Source organism: Brachybacterium hainanense, assembly GCF_042434575.1.
Lineage (GTDB): Bacteria > Actinomycetota > Actinomycetes > Actinomycetales > Dermabacteraceae > Brachybacterium > Brachybacterium hainanense.
In genome coordinates this window covers 18,941-32,429 of record NZ_JBHLSV010000037.1, presented here as the reverse complement: position 1 = coordinate 32,429, position 13,489 = coordinate 18,941, and the positions used below count along the sequence as shown (strand labels likewise).

Below are 13,489 nucleotides of genomic sequence, written 5' to 3'. Positions count from 1 at the left end.
GGCTGCCCGCGCTCCCGGGGACGGCCGGGCTCTCGAGGAGGGCGGGGCTCTCGGGGAGGGCGGGGCTCGGCGTCGCGGGCAGTCCCACGGCCGCCGCCCAGGCATCGCGCTCCTCGGGGGCGAGGGCGCGGGCGCGGCGGCCATGCGGACGGCGGGGCTCCTCCGTCCCCGCGGGCGGGGGAGCGGCGGCTGGGAACCGGCGCCGCTGCGAGGTGTCGGGGGCCACAGGATCCTCGGCTCCCGCCGAGGGCGAGGGCGCGGGGGCCTCGTCCCCGGAGGGCGGGGCGGGGCGCCCAGGGACCTCGATGGGCGCGCCGGGGGCGGCAGGACGCCATGACGGGGGTGCGGCCTGCGGGTCCTGCTCGGCCTGCTGGTCGACCCAGCTGCGCGGAGTCGTGCCGAAGGCGGCGTCCCGCGCGGCGCGATGCTGGTCCGGGTGGACCGGCGGCGTCTGGGCAGGCGGCGGCACACGTCGCTGCCGGCTCCCGGAGGCGCGACGACGTCCTCGGCCCGAATTCTGGTCCGTCATAGGGGACATCCTAGGAAACAGCCTGCTGTGAACGCTGTGCGACCCGTGGACGGTTCGTGCAGATCCGGGGTCGGCGGCCCGGATGTTCGTATCGTGGTGCCCATGCGCCTCATCCATGCCCCGAGCACCGACCTCACCTATGACGACTGCTTCTTCCTCCCCTCGCGCTCGCAGGTCACCTCCCGCTTCGACGTGGACCTCTCCTCCGACGACGGCACCGGCACCACGATCCCGCTCGTCGCGGCGAACATGACCGCCGTCTCGGGTCGGCGCATGGCCGAGGTCATGGCCCGCCGCGGCGGGCTCGCCGTCCTCCCTCAGGACCTCGACCCGATGCGCGTGGACGAGATCGTCCGCTCGGTCAAGAGCCGCGACCCGCGCGTGGAGCATCCCCTCACGCTCACGGCGCGCGGCACCATCGGGCAGGCCCGGGCGCTGCTGCCCAAGCGTCCCCACGGCATCGTCGTCGTCACCGACGAGGACGGCGCCGTGCTCGGGACCGTCGCGGCCCAGCAGCTCGAGGGGCGGGACGCCTTCACCGCCGTCGGAGAGGTCCTGAGCACAGATGTGCTGCGTCTGGACCCGTCCGAGGCCGCCGGCGACCCGGCGCAGCTGCACGCCCGCATCGCCGCGACGCATGACGACGCCGCGCTCGTGATCGACGGGACGGGTGTTCTGCGAGGGGTCCTCACCTCGCGCGCGGTGCTGCGCTCGACCATCTACCGTCCCGCCCTCGACGAGGACGGGCGCCTGCGGATCGCCGTCGCCGTCGGCATCAACGCCGGGGTCGCCGAGCGCACCCGGTCCCTGGTCGCCGCCGGCGCGGACGTGATCGTCCTGGACACCGCCCACGGCCACCAGGAGAAGATGCTCGAGGCGCTGCGCGCCGCACGTGCGGTGATCGGCCCGCGGGAGCGGACCCCCGTGCGCCTGGTCGCCGGCAACGTCGTCACCGCCGACGGCACCCGGGACCTGCTCGAGGCCGGTGCCGACATCGTCAAGGTCGGGGTGGGCCCCGGCGCCATGTGCACGACGCGCATGATGACCGGGGTGGGCAGGCCGCAGTTCTCCGCCGTCCTGGAGTGCGCCCGCGCGGCCCGGGAGGCGAACGGCCGCATCTGGGCCGACGGCGGGGTCCGCCATCCCCGCGACGTCGCCCTCGCGCTCGCCGCCGGCGCCTCCCAGGTGATGATCGGCTCCTGGTTCGCCGGGACCCTCGAGTCACCCGGCGACCTGCACGTCGACGAGCACGGCCGGCGGTACAAGGAGAGCTTCGGCATGGCCTCGAAGCGTGCGGTCTCCTCCCGCACCGCCGCGGAGGACGCCTTCTCCCGGGCACGCAAGGCCCTGTTCGAGGAGGGCATCTCCTCCTCGCGCATGCATCTGCCCGAGGGCACCGGCAGCGTGGAGGACATCCTCGACGAGATCACCGCGGGCGTCCGATCCTCGGCGACCTACGCCGGCGCCGCGAGCCTCGCCGAGTTCCGCGAGCGCGCCGTCATCGGCCTGCAGAGCGCCAGCGGGTACGCGGAGGGCAAGCCGCTGACGTCCTCCTGGTCCTGAGCCGGGTAGGCTTCCCGGCATGACGACTCTCGTGATCGGTGGTGCCGGGTACATCGGATCGCACGTGGTGCGACTCCTGCTGGAGCGGGGCGAGCAGGTGGTGGTCGTGGACGACCTCTCCACCGGCTACGCCGAGCGGGTCACGGGCGCGGACCTGGTCCCCCTCGACGTCACCGCCCCGGACGCGGTCGACAAGCTGGCCTTCCACCTCACCAGCTCCGGTGCCGACTCCGTGATCCATTTCGCCGCCCACAAGCAGGTGGGGGAGTCCGTCGCGAAGCCGGAGATGTACTGGCACGACAACATCGGCGGTCTCGCGCACGTGCTCGCCGCCTGTGCCCAGGCCGGCGTGCGCGACGTCGTGTTCTCCTCCTCCGCGGCCGTCTACGGCGTGCCCGACGTGGACCTCGTGACCGAGGAGCTCGCCCCGCAGCCCATCAACCCCTACGGCGCGACGAAGTACGTCGGGGAGTGGATGCTGGCCGATGCCGAGCGGGCCCACGACATGCGGACCGTGGCCCTGCGCTACTTCAACGTCGCCGGCGCCGGCTGGCCGGAGCTCGCGGATACGCAGGTCATGAACCTCGTGCCGATCATCCTGGATGCCCTCGAGCAGGGGCGCGTGCCCACCGTCTTCGGCGACGACTACGACACCCCGGACGGCACCTGCATCCGCGACTACGTCCACGTGCTGGACCTCGCGCATGCCCACATCGCGGCGCTGGACTACCTGCGCGGCGAGGATCGGCCGCACCGCGTCTTCAACGTCGGCACCGGAGAGGGGTCGAGCGTCCTCGAGGTGATCGACGCGGTCGCCCGGGTGAAGGGCATCGACATCACCCCGGAGATCGGTCCGCGTCGCGCCGGCGATCCCGCGCGCCTGATCTGCTCGGGCGACCGGATCGCCCAGCACCTGGGCTGGAAGTCCGAGCACGGGCTCGACGACATCGTCCGCTCGGCGGTCGAGGCGCGCGCGGACCGTCGCGGCTGAGCCTCAGGTGAGGTAGCGGTACATCGGCCCATGGGGGTCGATCCGCTCGATCTGCATCCCGGAGGTCGCCATGCGGCCCAGCAGCGGCTCGAGGTTCTCGCGCCCGCCGATCTCGAGACCCACCAGGGCGGGCCCCTCCTCGCGGTTGTTGCGCTTGATGTAGTCGAACACGATGATGTCGTCGTCCGGGCCGAGCACCGTGTCCAGGAAGCGGCGCAGCGCCCCGGGCTCCTGCGGGAAGGTCACCAGGAAGTAGTGGCGCAGCCCCTCGTGGACCAGGGAGCGCTCGACGACCTCGTTGTACCGCGAGACGTCGTTGTTCCCGCCGGACAGGATCACGAGGATCTCCCCGGCGGAGTCGTCGACCACGCCGGTCGCGACCGCGGTCGCGGCGAGGGCCCCGGCGGGCTCGGCGATGATCCCGTCGGTCTGGTACATGTTCAGCATCTCGGTGCACACCGCTCCCTCGGGGACGGCGGTCACGATCGGTGCGATGGCGCGGATGACCTCGAAGGGTCCGTCGCCCACGCGACGCACCGCGGCGCCGTCGACGAAGCGGTCGATATCGCTCAGCGTGACCGGGTGCCCGGCCTCGAGGGCACGGGCCAGCGAGGGCGCTCCGGCCGGCTCCACGGCCACGACCCGCATCTGCGGCTCGCGCTCGTGCAGCCAGACGCCGCAGCCGGCGAGGAGGCCGCCGCCGCCGACGGGGATGACCACCGTGCCGATGTCGTGCCCGTGCTCGGAGCGGATCTGCTCGATCGCCTCGCGCACCACGGTGCCCTGGCCCGCCATCGTGACCGGATGGTCGAAGGGCGGGACGATGGTGGCGCCGGTGCGCTCGGCGTCCTCCGCGGCCGCCTCCGCCGCATCGTCGAAGGTGTCGCCGACCTGGAGCAGGGTGACCCGGTCCCCGCCGAGGGACAGGATGCGCTCGCGCTTCTGGCGGGGGGTGGTGCGGGGCACATAGATGCGACCCTGGACCCCGAGGGTCGCGCAGGCGACGGCCACGCCCTGCGCATGGTTGCCGGCGCTCGCGGCGACCACGCCGGCGGCGCGCTCGGCCTCCGTGAGGGAGTCCAGCAGCAGGGAGGCCCCGCGCAGCTTGTAGGAGCGGACGCTCTGGAGGTCCTCCCGCTTGACCCACACCGGCACTCCCGCGATGTCGGACAGCCTGGCGCTGCGGTGCACCGGGGTGCGCACGGCGATGCCGGCCAGCCTGCCTGCGGCTCGGTCGACGTCGGCGGCGGACAGGGGGAGGGACGAGGTCATTCGGGATCCTTCGCGGGACGGGGGACGGGCGGGGTCTGATCGGCCCGGTCGAGACGGTCGAGGAGCTCCTCGATCTCCTCGAGGGTGCGCTGCGGGGCGGTGTCCAGGACGAGGGGCATGCCCGAGACGACGGGCATCCCCAGGGTGGTGGGCAGCTCGAGGGTCGAGACCGCCACATCGGCCCGGATGTCCGCGGCCAGCAGATCCATCACGGTATACCTCGCGATCCGCACCGGACGTCCGCGTTCCGCGAAGTGGTCCCGGATCCGGGCGCCGACCATCGTGGCGGTCGTCGACCCGACATGGGTGATCACGGCGATGGTGCGCATCGGACTCCTCAGCTCCCGCGGACGTGCCCACCGGCCTGGTCGGGGCCGGAACCTGACAGGGCCGAAGGGTGATCTGCGACACATGCGGGCGTCCGCCGATTCTGCCACGAGAACCTGATCGCGGCCACGGGAGGCCGCTGCGGCCCCGGGCACGACGACGCCCGCCGAGCGCGGGCTCGGCGGGCGCCGTCGGGATCTGCGGTCCGCAGAGGAGGGATCAGGAGGCGAGGACCTCGTCGAGGATCGTCTCCGCGCTCGTCTCGTCCGTCTTCTCCGCGAGGGCGAGCTCCGAGACGAGGATCTGACGAGCCTTGGCGAGCATGCGCTTCTCGCCCGCCGACAGTCCGCGGTCCTTGTCGCGGCGCCACAGGTCGCGCACGACCTCCGCGACCTTCTTCATGTCACCCGAGGCCAGCTTCTCGACGTTCGCCTTGTAGCGACGCGACCAGTTGGTGGGCTCCTCCGTGTACGGCTGACGGAGGACGTCGAAGACCTCCTCGAGGCCTTCCTTGTCGACCACGTCGCGCACGCCGACGAGGTCCACGTTGTCCGCGGGAACCTCGATCGTCAGATCGCCCTGGGCGACCTTCAGCTTGAGGTAGGTCCGGTCCTCTCCCTTGATGGTGCGGGTCTTCACCTCTTCGATGAGTGCTGCACCGTGATGCGGGTAGACGACGGTCTCGCCGATGGCAAAATTCATGTGAGGGCGCCCCTTTCAGCTTCTCGAGTCTACCACCACCCCCGTGTGATACTGTTCGCGCCCCCGCGGTCCGCCTCGGCGGACCGGGTGCGGGGCCGACGCGGGCAGCAGCGGCATGCGAGGGGCGTGCGGGGTGCGATAAGCTGGTCCGGCCTGCGTGATGTGTGCGCGGCACCTCTCACCCGTCGTCCCGGGACGTCCCCCGGGCGGCAGCGAATAGGAGACTTCGTGAACACCGTGCGCCGTCCTCGTCGACTCGCCCTGGCCGCCGCGGCCCTCGGCCTCGCCCTCGCGGCCAGCGGATGCAGCTACTTCAGCGCGGTGCAGACCCACGACTTCTACGAGGCGGCGGACGGCACCCAGGCCTCCCTGTACCAGGCCGACGGCATGCAGCTGGCCGGCGTGCGCAACGCGATCCTCGTGCAGGAGTCCCCGGAGAGGACCGTCCTGTACGCGAGCGTGGTGAACTACCTGGCGGAGCCGGTCACGGTCGAGCTGACCGGGAAGGACGGGGACACGGTCCTCTTCTCGACCAGCATCGAGGTCCCCGCGGGCGGTTCCGTGCAGATCAGTCCCAGCTCCGCGCAGAGCGTGAGCGTCAGCCAGCCCACGACCACCGGGACCATCGTCTCCCTCGAGGTCGCGGCGGAGGGCCAGGAGGAGACCGTCTCCCTGCCCATCACCGGCACCTCCCTCGAGCACTTCGCCCCGGAAGCCGACGCCCCGGCCTCCTGAGCCCCGGCCCCGCTCACGGCGATGCAGGCCCCGCCCCTCCGGGGGCGGGGCCTGCATCATGACCGGCTCTCAGCGGTCGTGGGACTCGAACTTGTAGCCCAGCCCGCGCACGGTCACCAGGTGCACGGGGGTGCGAGGATCCTCCTCGATCTTCGCCCGCAGGCGCTTGACATGCACATCGAGGGTCTTCGTGTCGCCGACGTAGTTCGCCCCCCATACCCGGTCGATCAGCTGGCCGCGGGTCAGCACCCGGTCGACGTTGCGCAGCAGCAGCTCGAGCAGCTCGAACTCCTTCAGCGGCAGGGACACCTCCTCCCCCCGCACGGTGACGACATGCCGCTCGATGTCCATGGTGATGCGGCCCGCGGACAGGACCGTGTCGGCCGCTTGCTCGGGGGCGTCCTGTCCGCGGCGCAGCACCGCCTTGATGCGCGCGAGCAGCTCGCGCGAGGAATAGGGCTTGGTGACGTAGTCGTCGGCCCCCAGCTCGAGGCCCAGCACCTTGTCGAACTCGTCGTCCTTCGCGGTGAGCATGATGACCGGGACGGAGGAGGTGCGGCGGATCTCCCGGCACACGTCGGTCCCGCTCATCCCGGGGAGCATGAGGTCCAGCAGCACGAGGTCCGCGCCGTGGGTGGAGAAGATCCGCAGCCCGTCGGTGCCGTTGTCCGCGACCGCGACCTCGTAGCCCTCCTTGCGCAGGGAGTACGACAGCGGGTCGGAGAACGACTCCTCGTCCTCGACGATCAGGATGCGGGCCATGGGATCAACCTCTTCCTCGTGCGGTCTCGTCGCCCTCGCCGGAGGCGGACGCATCGTCCCCCGTCACGGTGATCGCGTCGGTGCGCCCCATCTCGGGGATGCGCAGGGTGAATGTGGAACCCTGGCCCGCGAGGGACCAGGCGGACACCTCGCCCCCGTGGTCGGTGGCGATGTGCTTGACGATGGCGAGCCCCAGCCCGGAACCTCCGGTGGAGCGCGAGCGGGCGCGGTCCACCCGGAAGAACCGCTCGAAGACGCGCTCCAGGTTCTCCTTCGAGATCCCGATGCCCTCGTCCTTCACGGCGAGCTCGACGAAGCCGTCCTCCCGCCGCACGGAGATGCCCACCCGGGTCTCGGGGTCGGAGTAGGAGATCGCGTTGGACACCAGGTTCGACAGCGCGGTGGTCAGCATCGGCTCGGAGCCGAAGACGCGCAGGCCCTGAGCGCCGCCGACGCTCAGCTCGACCCCGGATCCGAGGGCGAAGTTGCGGTTCAGCGCCACGGCCTCCGCGACGACGTCGTCGATCTCGACGGGCTCCGCGTCCGGCAGCGCCGAGGCGCCCTGGACGCGGGAGAGCTCGATGATCTCCTGCACCAGATGCGACAGCCGTCGGGACTCCGTCTGCATGCGCTCGGCGAACCGCCGCACCGCATCGGGGTCCTCGGCCGCGTCCTCCATCGTCTCCGCGAGCAGGGTGATCGCCCCCACCGGAGTCTTCAGCTCATGGGAGACGTTGGCGACGAAGTCACGGCGGGTCTCCTCGACCCGGACGGCGCGGGAGAGGTCATCGGCCAGCAGCAGCACCCCGCGCCCGCCCAGCACGCCGATCCGGACGTCCAGGACGGCATCGGAGGCCTCGCTGCTGGTCCGGTGGATCGTCATGCGCTTGTCGCGGTAGCCGCCGTTGCGGCCCACATCGCCGGCCAGCTCCATGAGCTCCTGGTTCGCCAGGCGCGGGTACTCGTTGCCCTGGGCGCGGACGATCCCGTAGGAGTAGGCGAGCGGAGAGGCACGCAGCACATCGCCCGAGGGGTCCAGGACCACGTACGCCTGCGACAGGATCGCGAGGACCTCCGCGGCGGCCTCGGGCACGACGGACTGCGGCACGGCGGCGGACGACGCGGCGCGGCGATCGGAGCGATGCAGGGCTATGGTGGCAGCGCACCCGATGACCAGGCCGATCGCTCCCGCGAGAAGGAGCAGGACGCTGAGGGGCACCGTACAACTGTAGGCTGTCGGCCCGTTCCGAGCCGCATCCGTCGCGGCCGAGGGGGCAGTGGTCGCCAGGAGTTCACCCTGGCTCCCTCGTCCATTCATGATCGGCCGGAATGATCGCCTGCGGTCCATCCCTATCGAGGAAGCGAGTTCCCCATGCGTGAGGCATACCAGAGCGACCTGAAGCACCTGGTCGAGGACCTGGTGCACATGGCATCCCTCGTCGAGAACGCCATCCGCGACTCCGCCGTCGCCCTGTCGAGCGGCGACCTCGCCCTCGCCGAGCGCGTGATCGCCGCCGACATCACGATCGACGAGCGCCAGGTCGACCTCGACGAGAAGATCGTCGAGCTGCTCGCGCGCCAGTCTCCGGTCGCGACGGACCTGCGTCTGCTGGTGGCGGCTCTGCGCATGAGCAGCTCCCTCGAGCGCATGGGCGATCTGGCCGAGCACGTCGCCCTCGCTGCGCGCCGGCGGTTCCCCGACCTCGTCGTGCCGGAGCACCACCGCGAGGCGCTCGCGAAGATGGCCGAGCTCGCCGTGCAGGGCACCCATGACGCGGGCGAGGTCATCCGCACCCGCGACCTGGCCCTGGCAGCGCTCGTGGAGCGCCGCGACGACGAGATGGATGCGCTGCAGACGGAGCTGTACCGGGCGGTGACCCGCGACCGCGAGCTGCCCACCGAGCAGGTGATGGACCTGATCCTGCTGGGCCGCTACTACGAGCGGATGGGCGATCACGCCGTCTCCCTCGTGCGCCGGGTGGGCTTCCTCGTCACCGGTGACTCGATCGACGCCCGCAGCCCGATCACCGACGTGCCCGAGGTGTGACCCGGGCCCGGTGACACGGAACCGCGGCACAGGGGATCCCCTGTGCCGCGGTTCCGTGTGCTCCGTGCGGGGATCAGCCCCGGTTCGGGCGCGGGCGGCGGGCCGTGAGCCGCTCCGCCCCGCGCTCGGCGCCCTTCTGCGCGAGCTGTCGGAAGGCGGTCAGCGCCGCCCCGGACAGCACCACCCACAGCAGACCCTTCCAGATCGGCTGGTCCTGGCGCGGATCGCGGATCGCCGCGATCTCGCTCCGGGAGAGGCCGTCCTTCTTCGCCTGCTTGCGTGCGAGCTTCGTCTGCTTGGCGCTGCTGCGGAGCACCTTGGGGGTGGGGGCCTCCTCGCCGAAGACGGCGCCCCAGCCTCCGGCGAGCAGCTTGCTGCCGATCACTCCGGCGGCGATTCCGGCACCGGTCACGGCGGCCTTCACGAGCGGATTGGGCACGGGTTCCTCCTGCGGACGGGGTGGGACGGGACGGGGACGGGCGAGGGTCAGTACTTCCCGGCGTGCTCGGCGAAGTACGCGCCCATGGAGTCGGTCTTGAGAGCCTCGCGCAGGACGTCCATGCCCTCCTCGTCGGTCGCCACGACGCTCGCGCCGCCGCTGGTCATGAACGGCTCCCCGTGCGGGACGGCGAGGAAGTGCATGTCGGAGGCGCGCAGATCACGCATCGACAGACCCAGATCGATGAGGGTCTCCAGGGTCAGGCCCTCATCGGTGGTGAGGAAGGGGGAGATGGCCCCCACGGCGTCGCTGATCTTGCCGGGGCTCGAGAAGGTGTCGCGGCTGATGAGCTTCTCCGCGATGGCCTTCAGCAGAGCCTGCTGGTTGCGGTTGCGCTGGAAGTCGCCGTCGGCGAAGTTCTTGCGGGCGCGGACGAAGTTCAGCGCCTCCGCGCCGTTGACGTGCTGGGTGCCCTTGGTGAACTGGGTGCCGTTGATCTCGAAGTCCTGCGGGACCTGGATGTCCACGCCGCCCAGGGCGTCCACCAGGCCCTCGACGCCGTCGAAGTCGATCAGCGCCACATGGTCGATCGGCACGCCGGCGTAGTTCTCGACCGTCGTGACGGCCAGAGGGATCCCGCCGTAGGCGAGGGCCGCGTTGATGCGGCCCTTGCCGTGGCCCGGGATGTCGATCCACAGGTCCCGGGGGAAGGACATGACGTAGATGCCGGAGCGGTCGGCCGGCACGTGCACGAGCATCATGACGTCGGAGCGCTGGCCGGTCACCCCGGAGGCGGCGGCCTCCTCCTCGCTGCGCTTGTCCGAGCCCAGCAGCAGGAAGTTCTCGCCCTCGGTCTCGGCGGGCTTCTCGCCGTCGGAGGCGCTGCGGGTGATCGTCGGGACGGTGTTCCGCTTGTCGTACTTGCCCTTGATGTCGAACAGGTACGAGCCCGCGATGACGGCCACCGCGGCGACCATCGCGACGACCACGAGGAGGGCGATCAGGGCGATCTTGCGACCCGGACCGCGGCGCGGCGGCTCGTCGGGGTCGATCTCGCCGGGGAGGTCGATGGAGTCTGCTGAAGTCATGGCCGGTCTCTCTCATCCGGGGCGGGGGCCTCGATCGGCGCGGCCCCCCGGAACGCAATATCCCATACTAGGCGCCCGGCGTCGCCGGCTTTCCGCTCGAAGCTCGTCCGGACGCGTCCCTCGTGGCGCGGGGCCCAGCCGAGGGCGGCGATGTCGTCCGGGACCTGGTCGCTCGTGCTCCCGGCAGGCCGCGGGCCGTCCGTGTGAAGATTCTGGAGACGTTGATCGGCGTCCAGCACCTGGCGCATGTGGTGCGCGTATTCAGCCCAGTCGGTGGCCAGGCGCAGGACGCCGTCCTGCGCCATGAGGGGGAGCACGGTCTCCAGCAGCGGCGGGTTCACCAGGCGCCGCTTGTGGTGGCGCGACTTGTGCCAGGGATCGGGGAAGAAGATCCACAGCTCGCTGATCGACCGCTCCGGCAGCAGCACGGCGAGGGAGTGGAGGGCGTCCAGCGGCACCAGGCGCACGTTCGGCGGGAGCCCGGCGCGCTCGATCCGGTCGAGCGACTGGGCCACCCCCGGGAGGTACACCTCGAAGGCGAGATGGTCGCGCTCCGGGTGGGCGGCGGCCGCGGCGGCGATGTTCTCTCCCTGCCCGCTGCCGATCTCGACCACCAGCGGGGCGCGGCGACCGAACACGGCGGCCGGGTCGATCCGCGCCGCCGGATCGGGCACGGTGTCGCGCCGCCCGCGCGGCACGTCCAGCACGTACTGCGCGGCGAGACGGTCCCAGGCGTCCTGGCGGCTGCTGCTGAGCCGGGAGCCGCGCCGCACGAAGGAGACGACCTCGCGGTCGGGCCGCTCCGGCTCAGGAGTCACGGCGGATCTGTCCGTCCTCGAGCACGATCGCCACCGGCGGGAGCGGCGAGGCGGCAGGTCCCGCGAGGACCTCGCCCGTGCGGGCGTCGAAGCGGGAGCCGTGGCAGGGGCAGTCGAGCTCCTCACCGTTCTGGGCGACCGCGCAGCCCTGATGCGTGCAGTAGCCGCTGAAGGCCGTCAGGTCCTCCCCGGTTCCGCGCACGATCGCGACGAAGGGGCGCTGCCCCCCGAAGTTCACGAGCGTGGTGGCGTTCTCCGGGAGCTGCGAGAGGGCGATGGTGCCGTCCTCCTCGACCCGGAGCGGGGCGGCGTCGCCGAAGCCCTGGTCCTCGGGTCCGCAGGCGGCGAGGGTGCCGGCACCCGCCGCGGACAGGGACAGCAGTCCGAGGGCTCGGCGGCGCGAGAGGCAGGTTTCGTTCACGGACCCAGGATAGCCGGGGCTCCCCGGGAGCGGCCTCAGCGGTCCCGGGGCCTTCTCAGACCTCGTCCGCGGTCATCTCCCGCGGATCCCAGGAGAGCAGCCCCCGGGCGCGCCAGCCCCGGGCGGTCACGGCGTCGAGGGCCTCCCGGCGCAGGGCGGCGCTGAGCCGCTCGACGTACAGCATGCCGTCGAGGTGATCGACCTCGTGCTGGAGGGCGCGGGCGAGCACGCCGCCCTCGTCCTCGACGAGCACCTCGCGGCCCTCGAGGTCCGTGCCCCGCACGCGCGCTCCCCGGAACCGGGCCGTCGGATAGCCCTCCCCGGGGACCGACAGGCAGCCCTCGATCGTCTCCTCGTCCAGCTCGAGGCCCCCGAAGCGCTCGAGCACCGGATTGATGACGACCCCGCGGCGCAGCGTGCCGGCGGCGTCCTCGCACGAGTAGACGAACACGCGCCAGCGGGCGCCGACCTGGGTCGCGGCCAGGCCCGCGCCATCGGCGGCATCATTGGTCTCGAACATGTCGGCGACCAGCTCGCGCAGCTCATCGGTCACCTCGCGCACCTTGCGGGTGCGCTGGGCGAGGGCACGATGGCCGATGATCGTGATGGGGCGGACGGTCACGGGGGATCTCCTCGATCGGGGGGTGCTGCGACGGACGGCTCCTCCGGCTCCCCCTCCTGCAGGCGGAGCCGCGGGTTGACCGCGAGCGGGTTGCGGGCGTCGACCACGCGCAGCGAGCGCGGACGGCGCACCGGCCGGCCCGTGCGGGCCGCATCGGCCACCTCGCGCCCGATCTCCTCGCTGCGCTCGGCATCGGCCGCGAGGAAGTCCAGCGCATGGGTCGCATGCGGGGTCAGCTCGATATGCTCCCATGCCGGGAGCCCGAGCGCGATCTGGCGGGCGCGCAGGAACTCCGCGTCCAGCGCCGCGCCGACGACGATCACGATGTTCGCCAGCCACAGCAGGAGCAGCAGGCCGATGAGCCCGTTCAGCGTCGTGATCAGCTCCGAGAACCGGGTCGCGTATCCGGCGAGCCGCCCGGCCACGAGGGCGCCGCAGAACAGCACGAGCACCGAGAAGGCGGAGCCGAGCGTCATCACGCGGTAGCGGGGAAGGCGCACGTTGGGGAACAGGTAGTAGGCCAGCGACACCCCGATGATCAGGATCACCAGGAGGATCGGCCACTTCACGGCGTTCCAGGCCAGGAAGGCGGTCCGCGGGATCCCGATGAGCTCGCCGATCACCTGCGAGGCCTCCCCGCCGAGGATCACGATGCCGAGGGACAGCAGCAGCACCGCGACGATCACCACGGTCTCGCCGAAGACGATGAGGCGGAACCACAGGAACGGCCGCCCCTCGCGCGTGTCGTAGACGTGGTGCATCGCCCGATGGAAGGCCGCGACCCCGTTCGAGGCCGAGAGCAGGGCGCCGATCGTGCCCAGCAGCAGCCCCAGCAGCCCGCCGCGGGCGTTCGCGGCCGCGAGGATCGCCGCCGCGTAGGGGCGCGGATCCACCGCCGGGAAGATCTCCACCACGAGGTCGGAGAAGGCGTCGATCGTCTGCTCCTGGATGCCGAGCATCGACACCAGGGATGCCGCCGCGACCGCCGCCGGGAAGACGGACAGCAGCATGTAGAACGTCATCGTGCCCGCCACGTCCCAGACCTGGATGTCGATCATCCGGATCCGCACCCGGTCCAGCACGTGCAGGACGCTCAGCCGGGGGCGCGGCAGCAGCACCTCCCGGCGCGGGCGCCGGGGGCCGGAGGGACGGGGGCGGGTCATCGGTGCGGGC

At 71.9% G+C, this 13,489-nt stretch carries 15 protein-coding genes and 1 pseudogene; 4 read left to right on the top strand and 12 right to left on the bottom strand.

Translation table 11 applies throughout. The annotated features are described in order from the left end of the window. Nucleotides 1–529: pseudogene (locus tag ACFFF6_RS19075) on the bottom strand (hypothetical protein); the annotation flags it as partial. 102 nt (nt 530–631) lie between these two features. Here ACFFF6_RS19075 and ACFFF6_RS19070 point away from each other — a divergent pair. Continuing rightward, complete coding sequence (locus tag ACFFF6_RS19070) at nt 632–2,092, top strand: GuaB1 family IMP dehydrogenase-related protein (RefSeq protein ID WP_376983102.1); 1,461 nt, start codon at nt 632–634, stop codon at nt 2,090–2,092. Nucleotides 2,093–2,111: 19 nt separating this feature from the next. Beyond that, entirely contained in the window at nt 2,112–3,083 is a 972-nt protein-coding gene (galE, locus tag ACFFF6_RS19065) for a UDP-glucose 4-epimerase GalE (RefSeq protein ID WP_376983101.1), read from the top strand. Between the two features lie 3 nt (nt 3,084–3,086). Here galE and ilvA read toward each other — a convergent pair whose 3' ends face one another. From ilvA to ACFFF6_RS19050, 3 genes are all read right to left on the bottom strand, one after another. After that, complete coding sequence (gene ilvA, locus ACFFF6_RS19060) at nt 3,087–4,355, bottom strand: threonine ammonia-lyase IlvA (RefSeq protein ID WP_376983100.1); 1,269 nt, start codon at nt 4,353–4,355, stop codon at nt 3,087–3,089. Next, complete coding sequence (locus tag ACFFF6_RS19055; protein ID WP_376983099.1) at nt 4,352–4,684, bottom strand: PTS sugar transporter subunit IIB; 333 nt, start codon at nt 4,682–4,684, stop codon at nt 4,352–4,354. The genes ilvA and ACFFF6_RS19055 overlap by 4 nt, the downstream gene beginning before the upstream one ends. A gap of 217 nt (nt 4,685–4,901) precedes the next feature. After that, a complete protein-coding gene (locus ACFFF6_RS19050) occupies nt 4,902–5,384 on the bottom strand; it encodes a CarD family transcriptional regulator (RefSeq protein WP_376983098.1) in 483 nt (160 codons plus the stop codon). Nucleotides 5,385–5,612: 228 nt separating this feature from the next. Between ACFFF6_RS19050 and ACFFF6_RS19045 the strand changes: the two genes are divergently transcribed. After that, nucleotides 5,613–6,119 carry a hypothetical protein gene (locus ACFFF6_RS19045; RefSeq protein WP_376983097.1) on the top strand — a complete coding sequence of 169 codons (507 nt, stop codon included), beginning with the start codon at nt 5,613–5,615 and terminating at the stop codon, nt 6,117–6,119. 69 nt (nt 6,120–6,188) lie between these two features. On the opposite strand, the gene ACFFF6_RS19040 is transcribed toward ACFFF6_RS19045, so the two are convergent. Both ACFFF6_RS19040 and ACFFF6_RS19035 read right to left on the bottom strand, forming a co-directional pair. After that, nucleotides 6,189–6,881, bottom strand: coding sequence for a response regulator (locus tag ACFFF6_RS19040; RefSeq protein ID WP_376983096.1), 693 nt, complete (start codon nt 6,879–6,881; stop codon nt 6,189–6,191). A gap of 4 nt (nt 6,882–6,885) precedes the next feature. Next, nucleotides 6,886–8,100, bottom strand: a complete 1,215-nt coding sequence (locus ACFFF6_RS19035; protein ID WP_376983095.1) for a sensor histidine kinase — start codon at nt 8,098–8,100, stop codon at nt 6,886–6,888. A gap of 153 nt (nt 8,101–8,253) precedes the next feature. Here ACFFF6_RS19035 and phoU point away from each other — a divergent pair, with 153 nt between their 5' ends. Further along, entirely contained in the window at nt 8,254–8,928 is a 675-nt protein-coding gene (gene phoU, locus ACFFF6_RS19030; protein ID WP_376983094.1) for a phosphate signaling complex protein PhoU, read from the top strand. Nucleotides 8,929–9,001: 73 nt separating this feature from the next. Here the strand turns inward: phoU and ACFFF6_RS19025 are convergent, their stop codons facing one another. From ACFFF6_RS19025 to ACFFF6_RS19000, 6 genes are read right to left on the bottom strand one after another with little or no spacing between them, the layout of a single operon-like run. Beyond that, complete coding sequence (locus ACFFF6_RS19025) at nt 9,002–9,367, bottom strand: DUF4235 domain-containing protein (protein ID WP_376983093.1); 366 nt, start codon at nt 9,365–9,367, stop codon at nt 9,002–9,004. Nucleotides 9,368–9,414: 47 nt separating this feature from the next. Then, nucleotides 9,415–10,455: an LCP family protein gene (locus ACFFF6_RS19020; RefSeq protein ID WP_376983092.1), complete on the bottom strand. Its 1,041-nt coding sequence runs from the start codon at nt 10,453–10,455 to the stop codon at nt 9,415–9,417. After that, nucleotides 10,452–11,273: a tRNA (guanosine(46)-N7)-methyltransferase TrmB gene (gene trmB, locus ACFFF6_RS19015; RefSeq protein ID WP_376983091.1), complete on the bottom strand. Its 822-nt coding sequence runs from the start codon at nt 11,271–11,273 to the stop codon at nt 10,452–10,454. The genes ACFFF6_RS19020 and trmB overlap by 4 nt, the downstream gene beginning before the upstream one ends. Continuing rightward, nucleotides 11,263–11,694, bottom strand: coding sequence for a QcrA and Rieske domain-containing protein (locus ACFFF6_RS19010; RefSeq protein ID WP_376983090.1), 432 nt, complete (start codon nt 11,692–11,694; stop codon nt 11,263–11,265). Before ACFFF6_RS19010 ends, trmB begins: the two co-directional genes overlap by 11 nt. A 55-nt stretch (nt 11,695–11,749) precedes the next feature. Then, complete coding sequence (def, locus tag ACFFF6_RS19005) at nt 11,750–12,316, bottom strand: peptide deformylase (RefSeq protein WP_376983089.1); 567 nt, start codon at nt 12,314–12,316, stop codon at nt 11,750–11,752. Then, entirely contained in the window at nt 12,313–13,479 is a 1,167-nt protein-coding gene (locus ACFFF6_RS19000; protein ID WP_376983087.1) for a YihY/virulence factor BrkB family protein, read from the bottom strand. The genes def and ACFFF6_RS19000 overlap by 4 nt, the downstream gene beginning before the upstream one ends. Nucleotides 13,480–13,489 lie beyond the last annotated feature (10 nt).

Bases quoted from the DNA above. Each gene is read 5' to 3' on its own strand.
- ACFFF6_RS19070 (WP_376983102.1), top strand. From the start codon at position 632: ATGCGCCTCATCCATGCCCCGAGCACCGACCTCACCTATGACGACTGC.
- galE (WP_376983101.1), top strand. From the start codon at position 2,112: ATGACGACTCTCGTGATCGGTGGTGCCGGGTACATCGGATCGCACGTG.
- ilvA (WP_376983100.1), bottom strand. From the start codon at position 4,355: ATGACCTCGTCCCTCCCCCTGTCCGCCGCCGACGTCGACCGAGCCGCA.
- ACFFF6_RS19055 (WP_376983099.1), bottom strand. From the start codon at position 4,684: ATGCGCACCATCGCCGTGATCACCCATGTCGGGTCGACGACCGCCACG.
- ACFFF6_RS19050 (WP_376983098.1), bottom strand. From the start codon at position 5,384: ATGAATTTTGCCATCGGCGAGACCGTCGTCTACCCGCATCACGGTGCA.
- ACFFF6_RS19040 (WP_376983096.1), bottom strand. From the start codon at position 6,881: ATGGCCCGCATCCTGATCGTCGAGGACGAGGAGTCGTTCTCCGACCCG.
- phoU (WP_376983094.1), top strand. From the start codon at position 8,254: ATGCGTGAGGCATACCAGAGCGACCTGAAGCACCTGGTCGAGGACCTG.
- ACFFF6_RS19020 (WP_376983092.1), bottom strand. From the start codon at position 10,455: ATGACTTCAGCAGACTCCATCGACCTCCCCGGCGAGATCGACCCCGAC.
- ACFFF6_RS19000 (WP_376983087.1), bottom strand. From the start codon at position 13,479: ATGACCCGCCCCCGTCCCTCCGGCCCCCGGCGCCCGCGCCGGGAGGTG.